Origin of the sequence: Prevotella sp. tf2-5, from assembly GCF_900115435.1 — a bacterium.
Lineage (GTDB): Bacteria > Bacteroidota > Bacteroidia > Bacteroidales > Bacteroidaceae > Prevotella.
The window spans coordinates 91,062-112,433 of record NZ_FOWK01000004.1; the positions used below are offsets into that span (position 1 = coordinate 91,062).

The 21,372-nt window shown below is 49.4% G+C and carries 14 protein-coding genes and 1 riboswitch; of the genes, 10 read left to right on the top strand and 4 right to left on the bottom strand.

From position 1 onward, the window contains the following. Nucleotides 1–115 precede the first annotated feature (115 nt). The 9 genes from BM257_RS05665 (at nucleotide 116) to cbiD (ending at nucleotide 14,338) form a co-directional block, all read left to right on the top strand. Nucleotides 116–1,246: a helix-turn-helix transcriptional regulator gene (locus BM257_RS05665; RefSeq protein ID WP_092069536.1), complete on the top strand. Its 1,131-nt coding sequence runs from the start codon at nucleotides 116–118 to the stop codon at nucleotides 1,244–1,246. 138 nt (nucleotides 1,247–1,384) lie between these two features. Further along, a riboswitch (cobalamin riboswitch) is annotated at nucleotides 1,385–1,575 on the top strand. 40 nt (nucleotides 1,576–1,615) lie between these two features. Beyond that, nucleotides 1,616–3,757, top strand: a complete 2,142-nt coding sequence (locus BM257_RS05670) for a TonB-dependent receptor plug domain-containing protein (protein ID WP_255405573.1) — start codon at nucleotides 1,616–1,618, stop codon at nucleotides 3,755–3,757. Then, complete coding sequence (locus tag BM257_RS05675) at nucleotides 3,744–4,907, top strand: sirohydrochlorin cobaltochelatase (RefSeq protein WP_092069539.1); 1,164 nt, start codon at nucleotides 3,744–3,746, stop codon at nucleotides 4,905–4,907. Before BM257_RS05670 ends, BM257_RS05675 begins: the two co-directional genes overlap by 14 nt. An 82-nt stretch (nucleotides 4,908–4,989) precedes the next feature. Beyond that, entirely contained in the window at nucleotides 4,990–7,062 is a 2,073-nt protein-coding gene (locus tag BM257_RS05680; protein WP_092069542.1) for a TonB-dependent receptor plug domain-containing protein, read from the top strand. Nucleotides 7,063–7,099: 37 nt separating this feature from the next. Then, nucleotides 7,100–8,512: a precorrin-3B C(17)-methyltransferase gene (cobJ, locus tag BM257_RS05685; protein WP_092069545.1), complete on the top strand. Its 1,413-nt coding sequence runs from the start codon at nucleotides 7,100–7,102 to the stop codon at nucleotides 8,510–8,512. Between the two features lie 36 nt (nucleotides 8,513–8,548). Beyond that, nucleotides 8,549–9,790, top strand: coding sequence for a precorrin-6y C5,15-methyltransferase (decarboxylating) subunit CbiE (gene cbiE / locus BM257_RS05690; RefSeq protein WP_092069548.1), 1,242 nt, complete (start codon nucleotides 8,549–8,551; stop codon nucleotides 9,788–9,790). Beyond that, nucleotides 9,778–11,553 (top strand): precorrin-4 C(11)-methyltransferase, encoded by a 1,776-nt coding sequence (cobM, locus tag BM257_RS05695; RefSeq protein ID WP_092069551.1) that lies wholly within the window; start codon nucleotides 9,778–9,780, stop codon nucleotides 11,551–11,553. The genes cbiE and cobM overlap by 13 nt, the downstream gene beginning before the upstream one ends. A 99-nt stretch (nucleotides 11,554–11,652) precedes the next feature. Further along, on the top strand, nucleotides 11,653–12,552 hold the full coding sequence (locus BM257_RS05700; RefSeq protein WP_177216028.1) for an SEL1-like repeat protein: 900 nt from the start codon (nucleotides 11,653–11,655) through the stop codon (nucleotides 12,550–12,552). 31 nt (nucleotides 12,553–12,583) lie between these two features. After that, a complete protein-coding gene (gene cbiD / locus BM257_RS05705; RefSeq protein ID WP_092069554.1) occupies nucleotides 12,584–14,338 on the top strand; it encodes a cobalt-precorrin-5B (C(1))-methyltransferase CbiD in 1,755 nt (584 codons plus the stop codon). On the opposite strand, the gene BM257_RS05710 is transcribed toward cbiD, so the two are convergent. From BM257_RS05710 to BM257_RS05725, 4 genes are read right to left on the bottom strand one after another with little or no spacing between them, the layout of a single operon-like run. Further along, nucleotides 14,292–15,326 (bottom strand): iron ABC transporter permease, encoded by a 1,035-nt coding sequence (locus tag BM257_RS05710; RefSeq protein ID WP_092069557.1) that lies wholly within the window; start codon nucleotides 15,324–15,326, stop codon nucleotides 14,292–14,294. The two genes, cbiD and BM257_RS05710, sit on opposite strands and share 47 nt — an antisense overlap. Next, a complete protein-coding gene (locus BM257_RS05715) occupies nucleotides 15,323–16,471 on the bottom strand; it encodes an ABC transporter substrate-binding protein (protein WP_092069950.1) in 1,149 nt (382 codons plus the stop codon). Before BM257_RS05715 ends, BM257_RS05710 begins: the two co-directional genes overlap by 4 nt. 31 nt (nucleotides 16,472–16,502) lie before the next feature. After that, nucleotides 16,503–18,014 carry a TolB family protein gene (locus BM257_RS05720; protein WP_092069560.1) on the bottom strand — a complete coding sequence of 504 codons (1,512 nt, stop codon included), beginning with the start codon at nucleotides 18,012–18,014 and terminating at the stop codon, nucleotides 16,503–16,505. Between the two features lie 17 nt (nucleotides 18,015–18,031). Beyond that, on the bottom strand, nucleotides 18,032–19,864 hold the full coding sequence (locus BM257_RS05725) for a DUF6057 family protein (RefSeq protein WP_092069563.1): 1,833 nt from the start codon (nucleotides 19,862–19,864) through the stop codon (nucleotides 18,032–18,034). Between the two features lie 611 nt (nucleotides 19,865–20,475). Between BM257_RS05725 and BM257_RS05730 the strand changes: the two genes are divergently transcribed. Then, nucleotides 20,476–21,348 carry a sigma-70 family RNA polymerase sigma factor gene (locus BM257_RS05730; protein ID WP_092069566.1) on the top strand — a complete coding sequence of 291 codons (873 nt, stop codon included), beginning with the start codon at nucleotides 20,476–20,478 and terminating at the stop codon, nucleotides 21,346–21,348. Nucleotides 21,349–21,372 lie beyond the last annotated feature (24 nt).

Below are 21,372 nucleotides of genomic sequence, written 5' to 3' on the forward strand. Positions count from 1 at the left end.
CAACATCGGAAACCGTTGATGAATGGCAAAAAAACAAAACTTTATTTGAAAAAGTCGACAGATTTCTGTAAAAAAGTAGTATTTTTGCATACCAAAGGAACAATAATATAACAATATGCCCGAACAGATAACTCCATTGTCGATACTGTATCTCCTGCTCTACGGTGCAGGAACTGCCGTAGCAGTGGTCTTGTTCCTCTACCTGTTGCTGTGTCGGGGCAAGGCTATTGCACCCGACATCACACCGCCCGCACGACTACGTCGCTGGGCTGCGGCTTTATTCGGCATCATGGCAGTGGCACACATCTGGTGGATACTGTTCTACACCTACTCGAACGACACCCGTTCGGTAATCTACGGACTGCTTGTCGCTATCGACTGCATGGCATTGCCTCCCGTCTTCGTCGGCACATTGTTGACTATGTTACAGGACCGACAGCGACCTCTTTTGCCCATTGTTGTCGTCATAACACCCTGTGCGATGCTCTCAGTACTGCAGGTCTTCCTGCCATCTGTCGACCTCACGACACCGAACAAGATCTATGGGCTAGTCCTCGCCGTGGCATTTATTTTATATATGGTGGTGGCAGTAAGACAATATGGGCGGTGGCTGCGTGATAACTACGCCGACCTGGAGCACAAGGAGGTGTGGCTCAGTCTTACACTGCTCATCGGTCTCATGCTACTGCTCATGAGTTATGAATATACCGACAACTACGTGATGTGCACCATCGCCCATCTCATCGGATTCCCGCTGGCGGGTCTCTTGCTGTGGCGTGTGGAGACATTGAAAGACCTGAGCACCGACAGCCTCAACCCCTGCTCCGCCCAAGGAGATGCTTGCCTTAGTAAGAATCCTTCTCCCAAGGGCGAGGTTTCCCATATCGGACAATTGTTGACGAAGCACTGTGAGGACACACAACTCTACCTGCAGACAGACCTGACGTTGTCACAACTTTCGGCTGCCGTCGGTGTGAACCGCTACTATCTCAGCCAGTATTTCGCTAGTCAGAACACAAGCTACTATGAATACATCCACGACCTTCGCATCCGTCACTTCATAGCCCGCTATCGCGAGCTTGCCGCAGCACAGAAGCCCATCGTCGCCCAACAGCTGGCACAGAAGAGTGGCTACCACAGTTACAGCACCTTCAGCAGCGCCTTCAAGCAGCGCTTGCACAAGAGCGTAGCCGCTTGGATTCGAGAAGAGGAATTGAAATCAGGAAAAGACAAACCTCATACCTAAATTAGGTATGAGGTTTGTCTTTCTAAAACAACTCTCCTTCCACCATCTGATGCTCTTTAGGTTCAAGATTCAGGGTTCAGAGGTGGTCATAACCACAAAAAATAGTGGAATAATTTGCAAATATCGAAAAAAGTTCGTACCTTCGCACCCGGAAATGGCAATCTGGTGGCTGATGCCGCCTGATGTAAGGGAATCCGGTGAGAGTCCGGAACTGTACCTGCAGCTGTAATCCTCATTAAAGAGTTTGCTTGTATAACGCCACTGGGAGACCGGGAAGGTAAAGCAGACTGAGGAGAGTCAGAATACCTGCCTATAATGTTATAAATGTACGCCCGCACAGGAAGATGCGTAGGCGGAAAACAAAGACGTATGATGAAACTAAGACAGGGACTGGCTTTTTGCCTTTGGCTGTTGGCTGTTGGTGCATGGGCACAGACAGACGTGTGGCGTGCTGACAGTTTACAGGAAGTCGTGGTGACAGGTACTGGTACACAGCACCTCCTGAAAGACGCACCCGTGCAGACGGAGGTGATCAGTCAGCGACAGCTCCAGCAATATGCGGGAAAGAGTATCGAGGATATCCTTTCCGGACTGACGGCGAGTTTTGACTTCAGCGAGAGCGATATGAGTTCCCGGCTGCAGATGAACGGACTGGGTAACTCGTATGTGCTCATCCTCATCAACGGCAGACGGTTGCATGGTGATAACGGAGGAGAGAACGACCTCTCCCTGATTGACCCTAACAATATCGAGAAGATAGAGATCGTGAAAGGTGCCTCCTCAGCCCTCTACGGGTCGGACGCCATCGCTGGTGTCATCAACATCATCACCAAGAAACACAAAGAACAAGGTCTGATGTTGGAGAACACCACCCGTTTCGGCTCGTACGGGGATATCCGCCAGCATAACGGACTCGCCCTGAACTATGGGAAGTTCTCGAGTTACACCAACTTCCAGTTGCAGCATTCCGACGGATGGCAGAACACGTCAGAGGAAGCTATCTCCCAGACGGAGTATCATATCACGGACTCCCGTAACAAAACGGTCAACCGACACACCAACTGGCAAGTGTCAGAACACCTGACCTACCAGTTCTCCCCGAACATTGAGGTATATGCCGACGGCAGCATCTACTGGAAACGAATCTACCGACCCTGTGGGCATCATCCCGGTGTGGATGTGAAGACCTACGACCTCCAATATGACAACGCGTCGATATCGGCAGGCGGAAAATGGTATTTAGGAGGGTCGAAAAAGGAGGACCGAGGGACGAGGGATGTCATCACCCTCGACGTGGACTGGAAGAAACATGCGTATAACTATGTCTATACAGACACCACGTTGACAGACGGTTATGTGAACGGACGGTTCACCAACTACTTCCCCTATTTCCCCGGCGACAAGGAGTTGCAGAGCGACCACCGGTTGACGAACGTCTCCCTGAAAGGAGTGTTCACCCTACCCTACGAACAACGGCTGAGTGCTGGTTTCGACTATCGCTACGACTGGTTGAAGGCACCCATGCGAGTCACGAGCGGCAAGGCGACAGACAACACGGAGGCCCTCTACGTGCAGGATGAGTTAGCACTACTGAACCCGCTCCATATCACCGCTGGTCTGCGACTGACAAGAAACGAGGGTTTCGGGTTCCGTCTGACCCCTAAGGTCTCGGCGATGCTGAAACTCGGTGACCTGCGGCTGCGCGCCACCTGGAGCCAGGGGTATAAGACCCCTACGACCAAGGAGCTGCACTATCAGTATATCAAGAACATGAACGGAGTCTACCTGTATCTCGGTAACACAGACCTGAAGGCACAGCACTCCAACTACTTCGGTATGAGTGCGGAATACACCATCGGAAACCTGACGATGACCGTCGCATCCTATTATAACAAGGTGAACGACATGATCACCCTCGTCACCATCCCCACCAAGGATGCTCCAGGTGAGTTGATCACCCAGTACGACCCCATCCGGGTACGTCAGTATCAGAATATGGAAGACGCGAAGACCTATGGTGTCGATGTCACCGTCCGCTATCAGACGAAGGAGTGGACGGCTGGCGGCTCCTATAGCTATCTGGACACCAAGGCACATCAGTATGACTCGGAAGACGAGACGATGAAAGAGGTCATTATCGACGGTATGGCACATCACAAAGCGAATGTCTATGTGACCTGGAACCACGACTTCTCACGCTATTACCATCTGGGCATCGGTATCTACGGACGCATGTCCAGCAAACGCTATTACCAGATTGACGGAGACGGCAAGGGATACCAGCTCTGGCGGCTCTCCACCTCTCATCAGTTTGGGAAGAACTACCGTCTGGAGGCAGGCATCGACAATATCTTCAACTATGTGGACCGCACTCCCCACGGACTGCATCTGGGGACGACAACCCCTGGCACTACGGTCTATGCCTCGCTGGTCATCCGCTTTAACAAAGGAAAGAAACTTACTAATAAATACAAGTCTAATTTAAATTCAAGAGACAATGAAGAAAATTAAATTCTTAATGATTGCCATGATGGCACTTATCGCCGGTATGACATTCACAGCATGTAGCAGTAGTGATGACAATGAGCAAAAAGGGTCAAACTACGACAAGTACCAACAGACTGTCAACAATACCGTTAACAGTCAGAAGAGAAGCGACAAAGTCATTTTACTCGTTGCCTTCGGTTCTACTTGGGAACAGGCATACGACACCTTCGACAAAGTGGTCGCAGACTATAAGAGCAGTTTCCCCGGCTGGGATGTCTACCTCTCATTCTCTTCTGCTATCTGTATCAATAACGCACGTGCCGGTGAGAATGTAGCACCCAAGGACTACTTCGACCCAGAGCACTGGTTGACAGCAATCGGTCTTGCCGGTTACAAGCAGATTATCGTCCAGTCGCTGCAGGTGATCCCTGGTGAGGAATACCGCCGCGTCCGTGACAGCTATGTGAAAGACTTCATGAACAACCGCAACGGTGACTTCACGAAAGCCTATATGAAGAGTCTCGACAGGAACGTTGTCGTAGGTACTCCGCTGATGGCTGAGGAGAGCGACGCCCAGACACTCGCCATCACCTTGAACAACGAGTCAGACATCAAGGCTGCTGTGGCTGAGGGTATCGTCGCCTTCATGGGACATGGTAACCCCGAGGGTTACGACTACTATGGTGGTAACATCCGCTACCTGCAGTTAGAGACCTATCTCCGTGCCATCAGCTCTCACTACTACGTAGGAACGGTGGATATGGATGAAACCTACGCAGAGGATGTCCTGGAGCATATCAACGGTGGTACATTCCACTATCAGGTCGGTGATGTCACCAAGACAATCACTTATACTGCCAACACCTCTTCCAAGGCTCAGCTCTTCGTCCTGATGTCTATCGCCGGTGACCATGCCCATAACGACATGGCTGACGCAGATGATCCCGAGAGCTGGTATTCACTGTTTAATGAGTCCGGCATCGAGACTGAAGCCTACGAGACCATTTTCAAGGAGGCATGCTGGAGAAGTTACAAGACAGGAGACGAGTATATCCCCGGTCTTGCCGAGCGTAGTGCCGTCCGTGCCCTCTGGAAGAAGCACACGTCGGACGCCATCAACAAGTTAGGTACTGACGAGGCGATGTCCACACCGACAACGGCACCTGAGGATTAATAACCATACTGAAGTATTATTATATAAGTTTATGACGGGAGATGCTGTCGTGAGATAGCATCTCCCGCTTTCAAAAAAATTCATGAGAAAGATAAAAACAATAGTTATACTCTGTCTGTTGTCTTGTTGCATGATGACACAGGCACAGATCCATAAGATGGAGAGAAAAGACTCGTCGATGACGAGTCGCACCTATAATCTGAACCCTGTCGTCGTGACAGGATCTGGTCATCACCAGCGACTGAAAAGCACAGCGACACCTGTTCATGTCCTTAGTAACCAGGAAATCCGTGAACAGGGTATCACGACCTTTGACGAGGCCCTGACGAGAATGATGCCCCAGGTGTCTATGGCACCGAACTCCATGGGTACCTTCCTGCGTCTGAACGGATTAGGAAACAAGTATATCCTCATTCTCATCAACGGACAGAAACTGTCTGGCGACATCTCCAATAATGTCGACCTGAACCGTATCAACATGTCAAGGGTGAAACGGATAGAGGTCCTTGACGGAGCAGCCTCCTCCCTCTATGGCAGTGATGCCATCGCCGGTGTCATCAACATCATCACAGACCAGCCCACCACCTCAGAGCTTGCTGTCACCAACGACACGAAAGTCAGTGGTCACGGAGTCCTGACGGAGAGTGTAGGTCTGGACATCTATAAGGGAAAGATCGGTTCCTATACCTCTTTCGCACATCATCGTGCTGACAGCTATCAGAACAACAACCTGGAGTATATCAAGGGCTCTGATACGGAGACACAGGAGACGATAGCCCCCTACTTCACTGGATACCGTTCCAGTATCTTCAGTCAGAAACTCACCTACACACCCAGTCAGCACCTTGCCTTGAACGCCGGCTTGGACTATTCCTATAAGATCACGGACCGTCCGGAGACCCGTGAGGACATCACAGGCGGTACGGACTATGAGATGCGCAATAAGGGTTTCCGCTGGAATGTCGGCGGTATCTATAAGTTCGATAACAGGAACTCCATACAGGCAGACTTCACCGTCGACCGTTTCCGCTATGGCAAGGAATATGACGTCGCCACCAAGGACTATACTGTCGGTGACTATGTGCAGTCGAAGAAGCAACGCTCTATAGAAGGACAGGTAAAGGCGATCCTCGGTCTCTACAAGAATTCCACCACGATCTTCGGAGCAGACTGGCACAAAGACTATCTCACGGCATCTTCCGGGAATATCGAGCAACATGTCTACAACATCGCGGCGTATGCCCAGCATGAGATGAGATTCCTCAAGGACTTCACGGCGACACTCGGGTTACGTATGACACATCATGAGACGTTCAAGAACCATCTGACACCTAAGGTGACCCTGATGTACGCACCCGGTAATTTCCGTCTCCGCGCGACCTACTCCGCTGGTTTCCGGGCACCAGGTCTGGACGAGCTGTATTATCATTATTTCTCTGTCAACCGCGGGAAACCGCAGATCATCTTCGGTAACCAAGACCTCTCTCCGGAGAAGAGTCATTATCTCTCCCTGAACGCGGAATACCGTACAGACATCATCGCTGTCAGTGTGACTGGCTACCTGAACCGTATCAAGGACATGGTCGTGCGCAAGAACATCAATGTGGATGACGTTTCCTTGCTGATGCTACAAACAGAGTTCCCTGAGATGACGACGGACCAGGCTGCCAAACTGGAACGCTACTCCCTCTACCAGAACAGTGACGAGGGAGATGTGAAAGGTTTCCAGATAAACGCCTCCGCTAATCTCTTCCAGGGCTTTAACCTCTCTGCCAACTATGTCTATACCTATGCCCGTACCAAGAGTGAGGAGGAGTGGACGACTTTAGAGCGGAGCATCCGTCATGCAGCTACTATTGCCGCCAACTATCACCACACATGGGGGAAATACCGTATGAACATCAACCTGAACGGCAGACTACAGTCGAAGACGTATTATCCAGATGATGAGGATGCCCCTGGCTTTGGTGTATGGAACCTGCATACCACCCATACCATCGACTGTGCCAAATGGGCTGTCATCGAGCCCAGCATTGGTATCGACAATATCTTCGACAAGGCAGACCGTCGTATTGACTCCACCAATCGGAAATATGCCCTGTATACCCCCGGTCGTATGCTGGTGGTCGGACTGAAAGTAAAGTTTAAGCAATAAAAATATCCACTTCTCGGTTTTTTTCTGTATATTTGCCATCATTATGGGAAAGATTATCATTGCAGGCATCGGTCCCGGCAGTCAGGAAGACATCACACCCGCTGTACTGGAGGCTGTGCGACAGGCAGACGCCATTGTCGGGTATAAATACTATTTCCAGTTTATAGAACCCTATATCAAGGAGCATTGCGAGTGTATCGACACGGGGATGAAGAAAGAACGTGAGCGTGCCGAACAAGCTTTCGACCTCGCCGAGCAAGACAAGACGGTCGTCGTCATCTCCTCCGGTGATGCCGGTATCTATGGCATGGCACCACTCATCTATGAAATGAGGAAGCAGCGTGGGACGGATATAGAGATCTGTTCTTTACCTGGAATCTCCGCTTTCCAGAAAGCCGCTTCCCTGTTGGGTGCCCCTATCGGACATGATATGTGCATCATCTCCCTGAGTGACCTGATGACACCTTGGGAAACAATCGAGCGGCGTATCAAGGCTGCTGCCACTGCCGACTTCGTGACGGCGGTATACAATCCCAAGAGTCATGAACGGTACTGGCAGCTCTACCGCCTGCAAGAGTTATTCCTCCAGGAACATTCCGGAGACACCCCTGTAGGCTATGTCCGTCAGGCTGGTCGTGAGGAACAGGAAGTGAAGGTCACTACCCTCGCCCAGTTCAATCCTGAGGACATCGACATGTTTACCGTCATCCTGATAGGTAACTCACAGTCGTATATCTCTGACGGCAAGATCATCACACCACGCGGATATTACGGGAATCCGGAGAGAGGAGACAGGAGTCAGGAGAAACCTGGACAGCTTATCATGATACAGTCTTTCCGCACCATCGCTGGTGAGCTGAGGAAGGATTATCCTTTGGATCATCAATGGGCTTTGCTCCATGCGATCCACACTACTGCCGACTTTGAGATGGAGGATATCCTCTATACGGATCCAGGTGCCGTAGAGACCTTGTATAACAAGATAAAGGACGGTACGCTGAGAACCATCATCACTGATGTCACGATGGTAACCAGCGGTATCCGCAAAGGAGCCTTGCAACGACTGGGTATTGAGGCAAAGTGTTATCTCAGCGACCCTCGTGTAGCAGAATTGGCGAGTTCTTATGGAATAACACGCACACAGGCAGGTATCCGTCTTGCCGTAGAAGAACATCCAGATGCTCTTTTCACTTTTGGTAATGCTCCCACAGCACTGATGGAGCTCTGTGACCTCATCCGTAAAGGCAAGGCTCGTCCTGCTGGTATCATCGCGGCACCTGTCGGCTTCGTCCATGTGAAAGAGTCTAAACACATGGTGAAACCTTTTAAGGATATCCCCAAGATCATCGTTGAGGGACGCAAGGGTGGTAGTAATCTTGCCGCTACGCTCTGCAATGCTGTACTGACTTTTGATGATGCCGCACTGTTGAAACCGGGGAGAGACTTGTAAAATGTAAAAATTAAACAATTATAAAATGTAATAATTATAAAATTGAGATTTATTGTCATAGGTATCACGGATCATCCGAAACCTTGGTTTCCTCCTGAGGTGATGGAGATTATCAAGCAAGGGAAGGTGTTCTCTGGTGGCAAGCGTCATCATGAGATCGTTGCTCCGTTATTGCCAAAAGAGGTTGAATGGATAGACATCACTGTCCCCCTTGATACTGTCTTCAAAAAATACCAACTCTCATCTCTCAACTCTCATCTCTCAACTCTCATCGTCTTCGCCTCAGGCGATCCTTTGTTTTTCGGTTTCGCAAACACCCTGAAACGTGAATTCCCTGGAGCTGAGATAATAGTCTATCCTACCTTCAACTCCCTGCAGCTGTTGGCTCACCGTCTGGTGATACCCTACCATGATATGCGTATTGTATCCCTGACAGGTCGTCCTTGGCAGGAGTTCGACAAGGCACTCATAGAAAGAGTTGGGAAGATCGGTGTCCTGACCGACAAGGAACACACACCTGCCGCTATCGCCCAACGGATGCTGGACTATTGCTATGAGGATTATATTATGTGTGTTGGTGAGCATCTTGGAAATCCCCAAAAAGAGAAGGTGACGACCCTACCCCTTACAGACGTTGTCCGTCAATCGTTCGAGCAACCCAACTGTCTCATACTCTATACACTACACGCAAAACCCTCAACTAAAACTTTCGGTATTCCAGACGCAGCATTTACCCTCCTTGACGGCAGGGAGAAGATGATCACGAAGATGCCCGTTCGTCTGTTGACACTTCAGGCACTCGACCTGCCCAAGCGACATATCCTTTGGGACATAGGAGCCTGTACGGGGAGTGTCAGCATCGAAGCAAAACTGCAATTCCCACACCTACAGGTAGAGGCTTTCGAGATACGCCCGGAGTGCGAGACCATCATTCAGGAGAATGCCCGTCGCTTCGGGACTCCAGGGATCAACATCCATATCGGAGACTTCCTTACATCTCCCCTCCCTCAACAGAAAGGAGTTGGGAACGGGTCTCCTGACGCTGTCTTCATCGGCGGACACGGAGGACGACTGAAGGAGATCATGGCAAAGGTACAGACGATCCTTGCTCCTGATGGCGTCATCGTGATGAATAGCGTCATTGCCCCCAAGGTGACCACAGACAGTCACCAACTGTGGGACGAGGCATGTGCGGCGTTAGGACTCCGACAAGACCCGCCTGTCAGAATACAATTCAACGACAATCACCCTATAACAATATTAAGATGCAGAAGATAGCCATTATACCCATTAGTGATGCCGGGCAGGATATAGCAGACCTACTCAGAAGAGAATTACACGCTCAAGTTATTAGACGCTCAGATATCGGCAGACAATGGAAGAAGTTTGATGCCTTTATCTTCATCGGTGCCATGGGTATCTGTGTGCGTACCATCGCACCCTATATCCAGGACAAGCATGAGGATCCTGCTATCGTCTGTGTCGACTCGTCGGGTCAACATACCGTCTCTGTATTGTCCGGGCATATCGGAGGAGCCAATGACCTCACCCAACAGGTATCCGGCATATTAGGAGCGAGACCTGTCATCACCACCCAGAGCGACAATGCCGGATTATGGGCGCTTGACACATTCGCAGAACGTTTCAACTGGGCGATCGCGAGCGATGATGATATGAACGAGTGCATCTATGCCTTCGTCAACAAAAAGCCGACAGCCTTGTTGATGGAGATCTGTGATGAGGGTACTGACTATCTGGAGAAGACACTTCCCTCACATGTCACCATCGTCAAGAGTCTTGCTGAGGTAGACCCTAAGAAATATAGTCTGTTGATTATGGTGACCCCATATAACCTCTGCCCTCCTGGTGGCATACTCGAATTACATTTCGTGCCCATGATTGCTGCTTTAGGTTTTGGACTTGCCAATCATCCCGATGACTATGAGGAGATCTATGATGAGATTGACGATGTCATGAGTCAGATCGGGGTGCTGCCCTGTTATAAGCGATACTGTACCATCGACGTGAAGGAGGATGAGGAGTTCTGTGCGATGCTAGTGGATGACTTAGGGGAGGAACTGGTGTTCTACACTGCTGAGGAGTTGGCGAAAGTGGAAGTTCCTAACCCCAGCGATACTGTCGCGAAACATGTCGGGACACCCAGTGTCTGCGAGGCAGCAGCCATTCTCGGTTCTAACCACGGAAAACTCATCGTCCCGAAGGTGAAAGGAAGGAACTGGACAGCTGCATTAGCGATCGATTACAAATATCTGAGGGAGAAGAAGGGACATATCGAGATCGTGGGGGCTGGTCCTGGTGACCCAGACTTGATCAGTGTACGAGGACGGAAAATGCTGGAGCGTGCCGACTTGATATTATATGCGGGCAGTCTCGTCCCTCGTGAGTTGACAGACTGCCATAAACCCGGTGCTGTGGTTCGCTCGTCTGCTGATATGGCGTTAGAGGAACAGTGTGCGTTGATGAAGGAGCATTACGACAAAGGACACTTCATCGTCCGCCTGCATACGGGCGATCCTTGTATCTTCGGGGCTATTCAGGAGCAGATGGCGTTCTTCGACCGTGAGGGTATGGACTATCATATCACTCCTGGTATCTCTTCCTTCCTTGCCGCAGCAGCAGAGCTACGCAGTCAGTTTACCATCCCGGAACGTACACAGACCATCATCCTTACACGTGGTGAGGGACGTACTCCGATGCCAGAGAAAGAACAACTGCACCTACTCGCCAAGAGTCAGTCGACGATGTGTATCTTCCTCAGTGCCTCCATCGTGGATGACGTACAACGAGAGTTACTGATGGAATACCCAGAGGACACACCAGTCGCTGTCTGCTATCACCTCACATGGAAAGACCAGAAGATATACCGGGGTGTCCTCAAAGACTTAGCGAAAATCATTCATGACAACCACCTCACACTCACCACGATGATAGTGGTGGGTGAGGCTATTGACAATCGCCAAGGACTCTCCGAGCTCTATTCGAAATACTTCACCCACCTCTTCAGACAGGGTGAGGCATGATTACGCTGTCTCATCGTCAACTGCAAAATATGTTGTAATAATTTGTTGTTTCACAAAAGAATTCGTATCTTTGTCCCATCAAACCAATTAATAAACCTTATGAAAAAGCTATTATTCATATTACTGGCTATATTGCCGATGATGTGCTATGCACAAGATGCTAATGACTTCCAGAAAATAAAGGCTTCTGCCGAGAAAGGAAACGCCGAGGACCAATACCTCCTGGGATTTTGCTATTATAAAGGAAGGGAGGTCGCGAAGGACGAGAGACTTGCCGTCAGCTGGTGGATCAAAGCGGCACAACAGGGTGTCGCTGACGCACAGCATAACCTAGGTTACTGCTACGAAAACGGTATAGGTGTCGCTCAGGACTACAAGCAGGCTGTTGCTTATTACCGCAAAGCCGCGGAGCAAGGTCAGGAAAACTCCCAATATAACTTAGGACGTTGTTATTACAATGGTATGGGTGTCGCAGTGGATTTCCAACAGGCTGTCGCATGGTATCAGAAAGCTGCGGAACAAGGACAGGTGATGGCACAATATAACTTAGGACTCTGCTATAACAATGGTGAGGGTGTCGACTTAGACTATAAGCAAGCCGTCGCTTGGTTCCGAAAGGCGGCAGAACAACGCTATCCCGCTGCCCAGTATAATTTAGGCGTCCTCTATTCTAATGGCGATGGTGTCGTCCAGGACTACAAACAAGCTGTTGAATGGTATCGGAAAGCGGCTGCACAGGGATATGCTAACGCCCAGAACAACTTAGGATTCTGTTATTACAAAGGTAATGGTGTCCCACAGAACGACCAGCAGGCTTTCATCTGGTGGAAGAAAGCCGCAGACCAGGGATTAGCCAATTCCCAGAAACTGTTAGGACTCTGCTATTATGACGGCATAGGAGTCGAGAAAGACGAGAAGCTGGCTAAGTCTTTGTTGGAGAAAGCAGCAAGACAGGGAGACAAGGAAGCCGCGGCTTTCTTAGAAGAATTATTCCCATAAGCTACAGATTTAGCAAAGACCATTTGCCTGCATGATACTGGTATTCGGAGGAACAACGGAAGGCCGCAGAACTGCAGAGGTACTCGAAAAGGCAGGTGCCACTTATTATTATAGCACCAAGACTGGTGAGCAGGATGTCTCGCTGCATCATGGTATTCGATTGCATGGAGCCTTAGACCATCATGCGATGGTTGCATTTTGTAGGGAGCATGATATCCAATTGCTGGTTGATGCCGCCCATCCTTTTGCCAGACAACTGCACGAGACGGTTGCTGAAGTGGCAAAGGAGTTACGAGTTCCTGCTATCCGCTATGAACGTATCTTTCCACAAAGGGACAGCAATCTGACATGGATTGACGACTATTCCCAAGTTCCTACGGATATTCATTCCCTACTAGCCACTACTGGGGTACAGTCGATTGCGAAACTGAAACCTCTGGAAGCTAAAGGCATAAAGGTATATTATCGTATTCTTCCTCGTGAGTCTTCTATCCGTCTTGCCAAGGAACAAGGTGCGACAGACGAGCAATTGCTATTCTATGAAGATAGTGCGGTAATTGATGTGGAGACAGAGGCTGTCCTCTTGAAAGAGAGTGGACTGTCTGGTGGTTTCCAAGAGAAAGTGGATGTCGCAAAAGCAAAGGGAATGCGTATCATCGTATTGAAACGTCCTGCTACACCCAGTATCTATCATATTGTCAATGGACCACATGGTCTTCGACGGGCGGTGGAGAAACTCCTTCCCGACTTCTTCCCCCTGCATAGTGGACTGACGACAGGGACTTGTGCGACGGCTGCCGCTGTCGCCGCGACAACAAGACTGATAAAAGGCGAGACTCCTGCTGAGGTTCCTATACTGTTACCTGATGGCGAGACCATTATGGTATCTGTCGGTTATGGCGATGGATATGCGTATTGCATCAAGGAGGCAGGTGACGACCCTGATGTGACAAATGGTATTGAGGTAAGAGTGAGCCTCACCCCCAACCCCTCTCCTATAGACGAGGGGGGAATTGTCTTTGAAGGCGGTGAAGGTGTGGGACGTTTTTCCCTCCCTGGTTTTGACTATCCCCCAGGTGAACCAGCTATCAATAAAGGTCCCCGTCAGATGATACACCAGAATATTGAACCGTTAACCAGGAACCAGGAATCATTAACCGTCACCATTTCCGTACCAGGTGGAAAGGAGATTGCTCATCGCACCTTCAATCCCCGTTTGGGTATTGAGGGAGGAATCTCGATCATCGGGGTCAGCGGTATCGTCGAACCTTTCTCTGAAGAGGCTTTCATCCAAAGCATCCGTAAGTGTATGGAGGTGGCAAAGGCAAGTGGTTCCGATCGTGTCGTCATCAACAGCGGAGCGAAGAGTGAGCGGTTTGTAAGAGCATACTATCCTACCCTGCCCTCACAAGCATTTGTGGAGTACGGCAACTATATTGGTGAGACACTGAAGATTGCTCATGAACTAGGATTCCGACAAGTCACTTTGGGGGTGATGTTAGGAAAGGCTGTGAAGTTAGCAGCCGGCAATTTGGATACCCATAGCAAGAAGACGGTGATGGACAAGACCTTTATAGCATCTATGCTTGAAGAAGCGGGTTGTCCTATCGACCTCACCAACCTGACACTTGCCAGAGAACTATGGGAGAGAATCTCTCCAGAGAAGATAGAGGATTTCTGTCGTGTCGTCCTCCAACATTGTATGCAGCACTGTCAACCGTTAGTGCCTCATACAGCACTTACTCTTCTATTGATTGACGACGACGGAACAATACACTCGCTATAACAGGGGCACCTACCAATGCCGTCACACTATTGACGGGTAAGGCACCCTCAAAGCCTGGCATACGGGCTATGAGGTTACAGAGGAGTGCCAAGGCGGCACCAGCCAACAAAGTTCCGGGCATCAGGATACGATGGTCGCTGCTGCGGAAGATAGCACGACAGAGGTGTGGTACGGCAAGACCTATGAACATGATGGGTCCGCAATAGGCTGTGACGATGGCAACCAACACACCAGAGCAGAGGATGACCAGCATACGGGCACGACGGATGTTCAATCCTAAGTTACGGGCATAGCCGTCACCTAACAACAGCAGGTTCATCGTCTTTACCAACAACATACTCATCGGCAACAGGATTGCCATCAGGACGACAAAGAGTACCATCTGGTTGCCAGAGACACGGGAGAAAGAACCTAAGCCCCATACCACATACGCCTTGATATCCTCCTCAGCAGAGAAGAACTTCAACACACCGATGACTGCCGTAGCAAGGTAACCGATCATCACACCAATAATCAACAGCGTGACATTACCCTTTACCTTCTGGGACACATAGAGGATGAGAGCCATAACAGCAAGGGAACCAACAATGGCTGCCACCGACATCGCCACATCACCGATATATCCCAGCCGACTCAGAGCGACACCACCTAAAGAGCCAGACATCAACACGACACAGGCGACACCCAGGGAAGCACCATTGGAGATACCCAACACAGAAGGACCTGCCAACGGGTTGCGGAAAACGGTCTGCATCTGTAAACCACTCACAGCGAGTCCCGCTCCAGCCACCATTGCCGTCAATGCCTGTGGCACACGAGAGCTCCAGATGATGTTACGATGGATCTCCGACACCTCCTGACTGCCCATCAGGGTAGCCACCACGTCTGAAACAGGTATCTTGACAGTACCCAATAACAGGTTGAGCACAAACAACAAGAGGATACTCAACAACAGCAGGACGATATTGGAGAAGACACGGTTTCTCATTTCAGCAACTGGTAATATTTCGGTTTATAGTCCTTCTCCACCAATTCCGGATGGAAGATAGCGAGGAGGTCTTTCAACACCACATCAGGCTCTACCGGTGTCGACTCGTAATAAGCGGTCTGTTTCATATTACAGTAGATGACCTTCTTCTCCTTGAAAGCCTTGAAGAGTTCGTTACGAGGTTCGGAAGCCTTCAGAGCCTCATACGAGAACGTATCAGGGAAACTGTTCAGGATACGCCAATAATCAGCATTCGCTGCCATAGCATACATCTGTTCAAACTCGATATTCGAGCCTCCCGTGTCCTCATTCTTAATGACATAGTCGGCACCAGCATCATGAAACAGACGGGCAAGGAAATTCTTTCCACCCACAGCATACCAGTTGCCACCATGCATCTCCCCACTGAAGACGGTAGGAAGTTCTTTAAACTTAGAACTGTCAACCTTCGATTTCAAGTCATGATACCGTTTCTCTATACCTGCAAAGAGTTCGTTAGCCTCTTTCTCCTTTCCGATAAACAGTCCGACGAACTTCACCCATTCCGCTTGTCCTAACGGATCCAGTTCCTTATATCCCAGATGGGGAATCAACGTGATACCCGTCTCTTTGATCGCATCATAACCGCCACGCTTGAAGGGAGAGATAAAGATGACCTCCGGGTTAGCGGCAAGAATCAACTCCGGATCGAAGTTTCCCTCCATACCGATCTTCACGATACTTCCATCCTTCACCCGTTTCTTGATATCTTTGTTAAACAGGTTCTTGGTTCCTGTGATACCCTTCACCACCTCATGGGCATCCAGTGCCGTGAAGTTCGAGAGTTGCAACATCGTCATCACGATGGTGCGCTCCACAGGGACCTCCACCTTCGTATATCCCTCAGGAATGTCAGCATCACCACCCTTCTCCACCAGGGCGAAATGATAACTGACCGGCATCTTGTCCTCATCCTTCTGCGGATCCTCGACATCCACCAGTCGGATGCCATTCTCCAAATATTTCACGGAGAAGCCTTTGGCATACTGTGGCTGTATCAGTGCCAGAGAATCATTCTGGATATCTTCTCCAACCATCCCCACCCCTCTCTTGCTGCCACACGCCATCAACAGCAAGACCGTCATGATCATTAATATATTTTTCATAGGAAGTAATTGAGTATTCATTATTAACAGTTTACTTCTTAGGAGTCAGTGTCCGTACATATCTCACAGGCTCGCCCTCTCTCTTGATGATATCGGCGAAAGACTGCGGCTTAATGGTGACGGGACCTCGCATGAACTCCGGAATATTATAGCATCTCATGAACTGACGATGCATATCCGGGTCGGCACTAGGCAACTCAAAGGGTTTGGTACCGTGTCCGTCCTTGTCGATATGTGCGAAGAAAGGACGTGTATAGGTACCGTCGTCACGACGACTGCTGAAAACGACCCATTTGCCATTACTCGACCAGGAGTGGTAGCTCTCTGTGTCAGGTGAGTTGATCTCCTTTGCGGCTCTCACATCACCCGTCTGGAGGTCTAGCAACCACAGATCAGCGTCATGATGCCAGATATGGAAAACACCATACTCCGCAAGGGCGAACATCAGATAGCGACCATCGGGTGAGACACGCGGCAGGGTGGCACTCTTGTTGAGACTGTCGGCAGCGAAGACAAGCTCACGGGGACCGAAGGTCATCGTCTCCGGATCGAAACGCTTCCGATAGATATTATACTTGATCTCCTGCGAACGGTTGATGATCTCATCAATCTCAGACAAGGTAGAGTCTTTCCACTCAAAGTGGGCACTGCAATAGTAGAGGGTCTTTCCGTCGGGAGCCCATGCGGGGAACACCTCCAGCTCGGTGGTGTCATTCTCCAGATTCGTCACCTCCCCTTTGTCTATGTCATAGGCTATCAGGTCACTCTGTGAGTCATATACCTCTATCTTGTTATGATGTACGGTATGGAAACTCTGGGCGGTCATGTTCGTGGAATAGACGATCAGTTTCAGCCAAGGATGCCACGCAGGATAGACACCCGCCGTTAGAATGGAGTCGTTACTCATGTTCACCTTCTTGACCTGTCCATCATAAGCGATGACTGTACCGCCGAGGTTCTGACGGGCATGAAACTGCATGCGCTCCGGGTTATATTGTTGGTAGTGATGACAGTTAATGCACTGTCCTCCTTTTTCAAGACTGCAGAGCATATTGTCATAGATGACACTCTCGTCATAGTTCTCCAGACAACGCTGACTGATGGTCAGCGACTCGTAATTGACAAATGACGGATAGATCAAACGATAACTCAGGTAACTGTCTATGCTGTCTGGTGACACAAAGATACTGAACGGTTTGTAGTGTGTCCACTGGTCACCCTTACGGGTATAGACATCCACCTTGATGGCACCACCCCTCGCCTTCTCCGTCAGCATACGCCAGTCAGCCATCTCCGGTTGTACCTTGTCAGCGAAGACGAGTTCCTCATCGCCTGCGGCATAACGGGCTATCATCTCATCTGCCTCCCCGTCAAACTCGAAGGTAAGCGGTGCGATATTGATGGGAACAGTCACGTTGGTATAGTCGGGATAGATGTTCGGCAGTTCCCTGGAGTCGGTATATACCTCTGGTACGGAAGGACTCGCGCAGCCCATCATCATCAGACAACATCCGATATATGCTAATTCTCTTAATCTCTCCATTCTCTGTCTTTCTTTATTTAATACTCCGGCAACTGTTTCATGGCATAATAGTCATAATAATAGGTGTCTCCGAAGAGGGGGTATAATCCTTGACGGACCACCTCCATATCCTCATTATAATAATTAGGTGCCACAGACATAAAACGCCGGAAAGATTCCTTGACACTGGTATCAAAGGGCATCGCCTCCACCTCCGGTCTGCGTTCCTTACGACCATAGAGGTAGGCGGCTTCCTGATAATAGCGGGGAATAGGACCTCGCGGATGTCTTAGGGCATATTCCTTGAAATGATACCAGAACTGGTTGATGTTCTTGGTCCACAAGGTGGCAAGCAGACACTGTTCCTGAAAGACGGGGTCAGTAGTATCCGTACTGTTCGCCAGCTCTGTCATGATAAACCGTTCAGTATTTCCCTGATCACCACCCAGTGAGTTCTTGTAATGAAGCATGTGGGTTATCGGCTCACGCTCCGCATCCTGGGCTATCAGTTCGGGATGATCTAAAAGTGTCTCAGCCTTCTCTGCCCAGTCACGATAGAAAAGTGTCTTTCTCAGAGCACCAATATACTTACGGGCAAGGGGCTTGTCACCATTCAACAGGGCACAGCTTGCCATCAACCGATAGTCTTCCACGCCGAAACCGAACAAGACACCAATTTCCATACACAGACGGTTGCAGTAGTTCAGCATCCCATATTGGTAATAGACCTGCGGACCGACCACCAGCATCAGACGCATCATAAAGGGGGCAGCATACATCTTAGAGCCATTCTTATAAAGGAACATGTCATCCCCTTGTCTACCGATACGGGAGAGGGCGATATTCCGCATCATCACGATGGAGCGTGTCGGCTCATCCTCCTGGGCAGCAGCCTCTTCCAGTACTCCCGTCCAGTCACATCGGGCGATATGGTGCTGCATGGTAAGCTCATGATGGAAATTCTCGTCCTTCATCCAGAAATGGTAGACACAACCTACCATCAGGATGGTTAGCGCAGCCTGACAAGCAAGATAATAGGACTTCTTCATGGGTCTCACCTCTTGACGGTCAACATGGTACCTCACAATCAGGATGACGAAGAAGAGCGCCAATAAATAATAAGGTATGTAATAGGCTGGATACTCCTCCGTAGTGATGAAGACGGGTAGTTCTGCCCATAGGATATTCACTAGGTTCGTCTGGTAGTAGACAAAGCGGTAACAGAACAGGGGAACGGCAGCAACACCTGCGACAGCAGCCACACTACATGCTATAGCGTTCATGCGATGCGCTGACAACCGCCAAGACCAGAGTGCCATCAACAAGGCGGCAACCAGTCCATAGATACCGAAAAGCGGATAGCCAATGATGGTGGTGAGGAGGATACAGACAGCACGCAGACAGTATTGGTCCGGAATCCTCCGGAACACCCACAGGAGCGCTACCACAATCGTCGTCCCGATGGTCGTCACAAAAAAATGTCCCTTTAGTTTCAGGACATAAATCCAGTAGCCCATATCCATGTTACTGATCAACAGGATCACGACGGGTATGAGCAACAAGACGGTCCATCGGTCTGAAATGCGGAAAGTCCTTTTCGTCAGACTCATCAGCAAGTACCACCAGGCACAGAGCAGTGACACTCCCAACCACGGATAATAGAGGAACTGTGTGAAGAACCTGCCTATCCAAGTCAGCAGACCACCTGGTACCACCAACTGCTCTCTCAAGAAAAATGTCGTGCAGAAAAAGAGATTCTTCTCCTGCACCTTCCAAAGTTGGTCACTCTCGAAAAGCAGCAAAGCACCGGCAATCACCAATAATGCTACTATCCTGATGACTATCGTAAGATGTTTTTGAACCCATTTCATACTGTTCGTACAGAAATTTGATGCAAAGGTAGCGATTCTTTCGCATAAAAGCTAATTTCTTGGAAGTTTTATGATGATTTCTTGCCGGTATCGGCAATAATTAGTTTCCTCCCCACGTAATTTTTAAAACCCTTGTCACCGTTTCCGCCTTGCAAAACTGTTTGGGAATCAGGTGGTTGCGGGTAACAACGAGGTGGCAACGGTGACAACGATTGGTGGTTTTGCTCCTATAATGTATCTCCTATGAAAGTAAATTCAGTGTGTTTACTCGGTAAATTCAGTGAATTTACTCACCAAATTCAGTGAATTTACTGAGATAGGAGATATCGGAATAAAAAGCACCTTGTAGGGGTGTTTTACGAAGGCGGCACTTCCTGCCCTTGAAGGTGCCGCTTCCTCGGGTCGAAGGCGGCACCTTCAAGGGTCGAAGGCGGCACCTTCAAGGATCGAAGTTTAGAGAGAGGAAACGGGCAATTAAGCATTTTTAAGAAAAATAATGAGTGTCAGGAGAACAACGTATTGTATTTTTTTGTAATTTTGCAGCGTTTTACGGTATTAATTAGTACACGCGCTTGATTCTCAAGCAGTTAAGGAAAAAGAGAAAAGTTTAAATGAGACAATTAAAGATTCAGAAAAGTATTACGAATCGCTCTAGTGAGGCACTGGATAAGTATCTGGTGGAAATTGGTCGTGCACCCCTGATCAGTATTGATGAGGAAATCGAGCTGGCTCAGAAGATTCGCAAAGGCGGTCCCGAGGGTGAGCGTGCCAAAGACAAGCTGGTGACAGCCAATCTCCGATTCGTAGTATCAGTTGCTAAGCAGTATCAGCATCAGGGATTGACGCTGACTGACTTGATTGATGAGGGTAACATCGGTTTGATCAAAGCCGCACAGAAGTTTGACGAGACACGTGGTTTTAAGTTTATTTCCTACGCTGTATGGTGGATTCGTCAGAGCATTCTCCAGGCTATTGCAGAGCAGAGCCGTATCGTACGACTTCCATTGAACCAGGTTGGAAGTCTGAACAAGATTAATCACGAGATTAACAAGTTTGAGCAAGAGAACCAGCGTCACCCCTCTGTCTCTGAGTTGAGTGAGGTGACGAATATTGATGAGGAGAAGATCGGACAGAGTCTGATGGCAGATGGTCATCATGTGTCAATAGACGCACCTTTCCAAGAGGGTGAGGACAACTGTATGCTCGACGTGATGGCAAGTGGGGACGATTCCCGTACAGACCGTCAGGTTGACCATGAGTCTATGGCACAAGAGCTGAATACCGTCCTTCAGAAAGTATTGAAAGACCGTGAGATCACCATCATCCGCGAATGCTTCGGTATTGGCTGTCATGAGAAAGGACTTGAGGAGATCGGTGACCGTCTGGGACTGACCCGTGAGCGTGTTCGTCAGATTCGTGAGAAGAGTATCGCAAAACTCCGTGAATCTGGAAATGCACGTATTTTAATGAAATATTTAGGATAAAATCTTTGCGCTTTCAAAATTATT

Excerpts from the sequence above, each read along its gene's own strand:
- BM257_RS05665 (WP_092069536.1), top strand. The coding sequence starts at position 116 with ATGCCCGAACAGATAACTCCATTGTCGATACTGTATCTCCTGCTCTAC.
- BM257_RS05670 (WP_255405573.1), top strand. The coding sequence starts at position 1,616 with ATGATGAAACTAAGACAGGGACTGGCTTTTTGCCTTTGGCTGTTGGCT.
- BM257_RS05675 (WP_092069539.1), top strand. The coding sequence starts at position 3,744 with ATGAAGAAAATTAAATTCTTAATGATTGCCATGATGGCACTTATCGCC.
- BM257_RS05680 (WP_092069542.1), top strand. The coding sequence starts at position 4,990 with ATGAGAAAGATAAAAACAATAGTTATACTCTGTCTGTTGTCTTGTTGC.
- cobM (WP_092069551.1), top strand. The coding sequence starts at position 9,778 with ATGCAGAAGATAGCCATTATACCCATTAGTGATGCCGGGCAGGATATA.
- BM257_RS05700 (WP_177216028.1), top strand. The coding sequence starts at position 11,653 with ATGAAAAAGCTATTATTCATATTACTGGCTATATTGCCGATGATGTGC.
- cbiD (WP_092069554.1), top strand. The coding sequence starts at position 12,584 with ATGATACTGGTATTCGGAGGAACAACGGAAGGCCGCAGAACTGCAGAG.
- BM257_RS05710 (WP_092069557.1), bottom strand. The coding sequence starts at position 15,326 with ATGAGAAACCGTGTCTTCTCCAATATCGTCCTGCTGTTGTTGAGTATC.
- BM257_RS05715 (WP_092069950.1), bottom strand. The coding sequence starts at position 16,471 with ATGAAAAATATATTAATGATCATGACGGTCTTGCTGTTGATGGCGTGT.
- BM257_RS05720 (WP_092069560.1), bottom strand. The coding sequence starts at position 18,014 with ATGGAGAGATTAAGAGAATTAGCATATATCGGATGTTGTCTGATGATG.
- BM257_RS05725 (WP_092069563.1), bottom strand. The coding sequence starts at position 19,864 with ATGAAATGGGTTCAAAAACATCTTACGATAGTCATCAGGATAGTAGCA.
- BM257_RS05730 (WP_092069566.1), top strand. The coding sequence starts at position 20,476 with ATGAGACAATTAAAGATTCAGAAAAGTATTACGAATCGCTCTAGTGAG.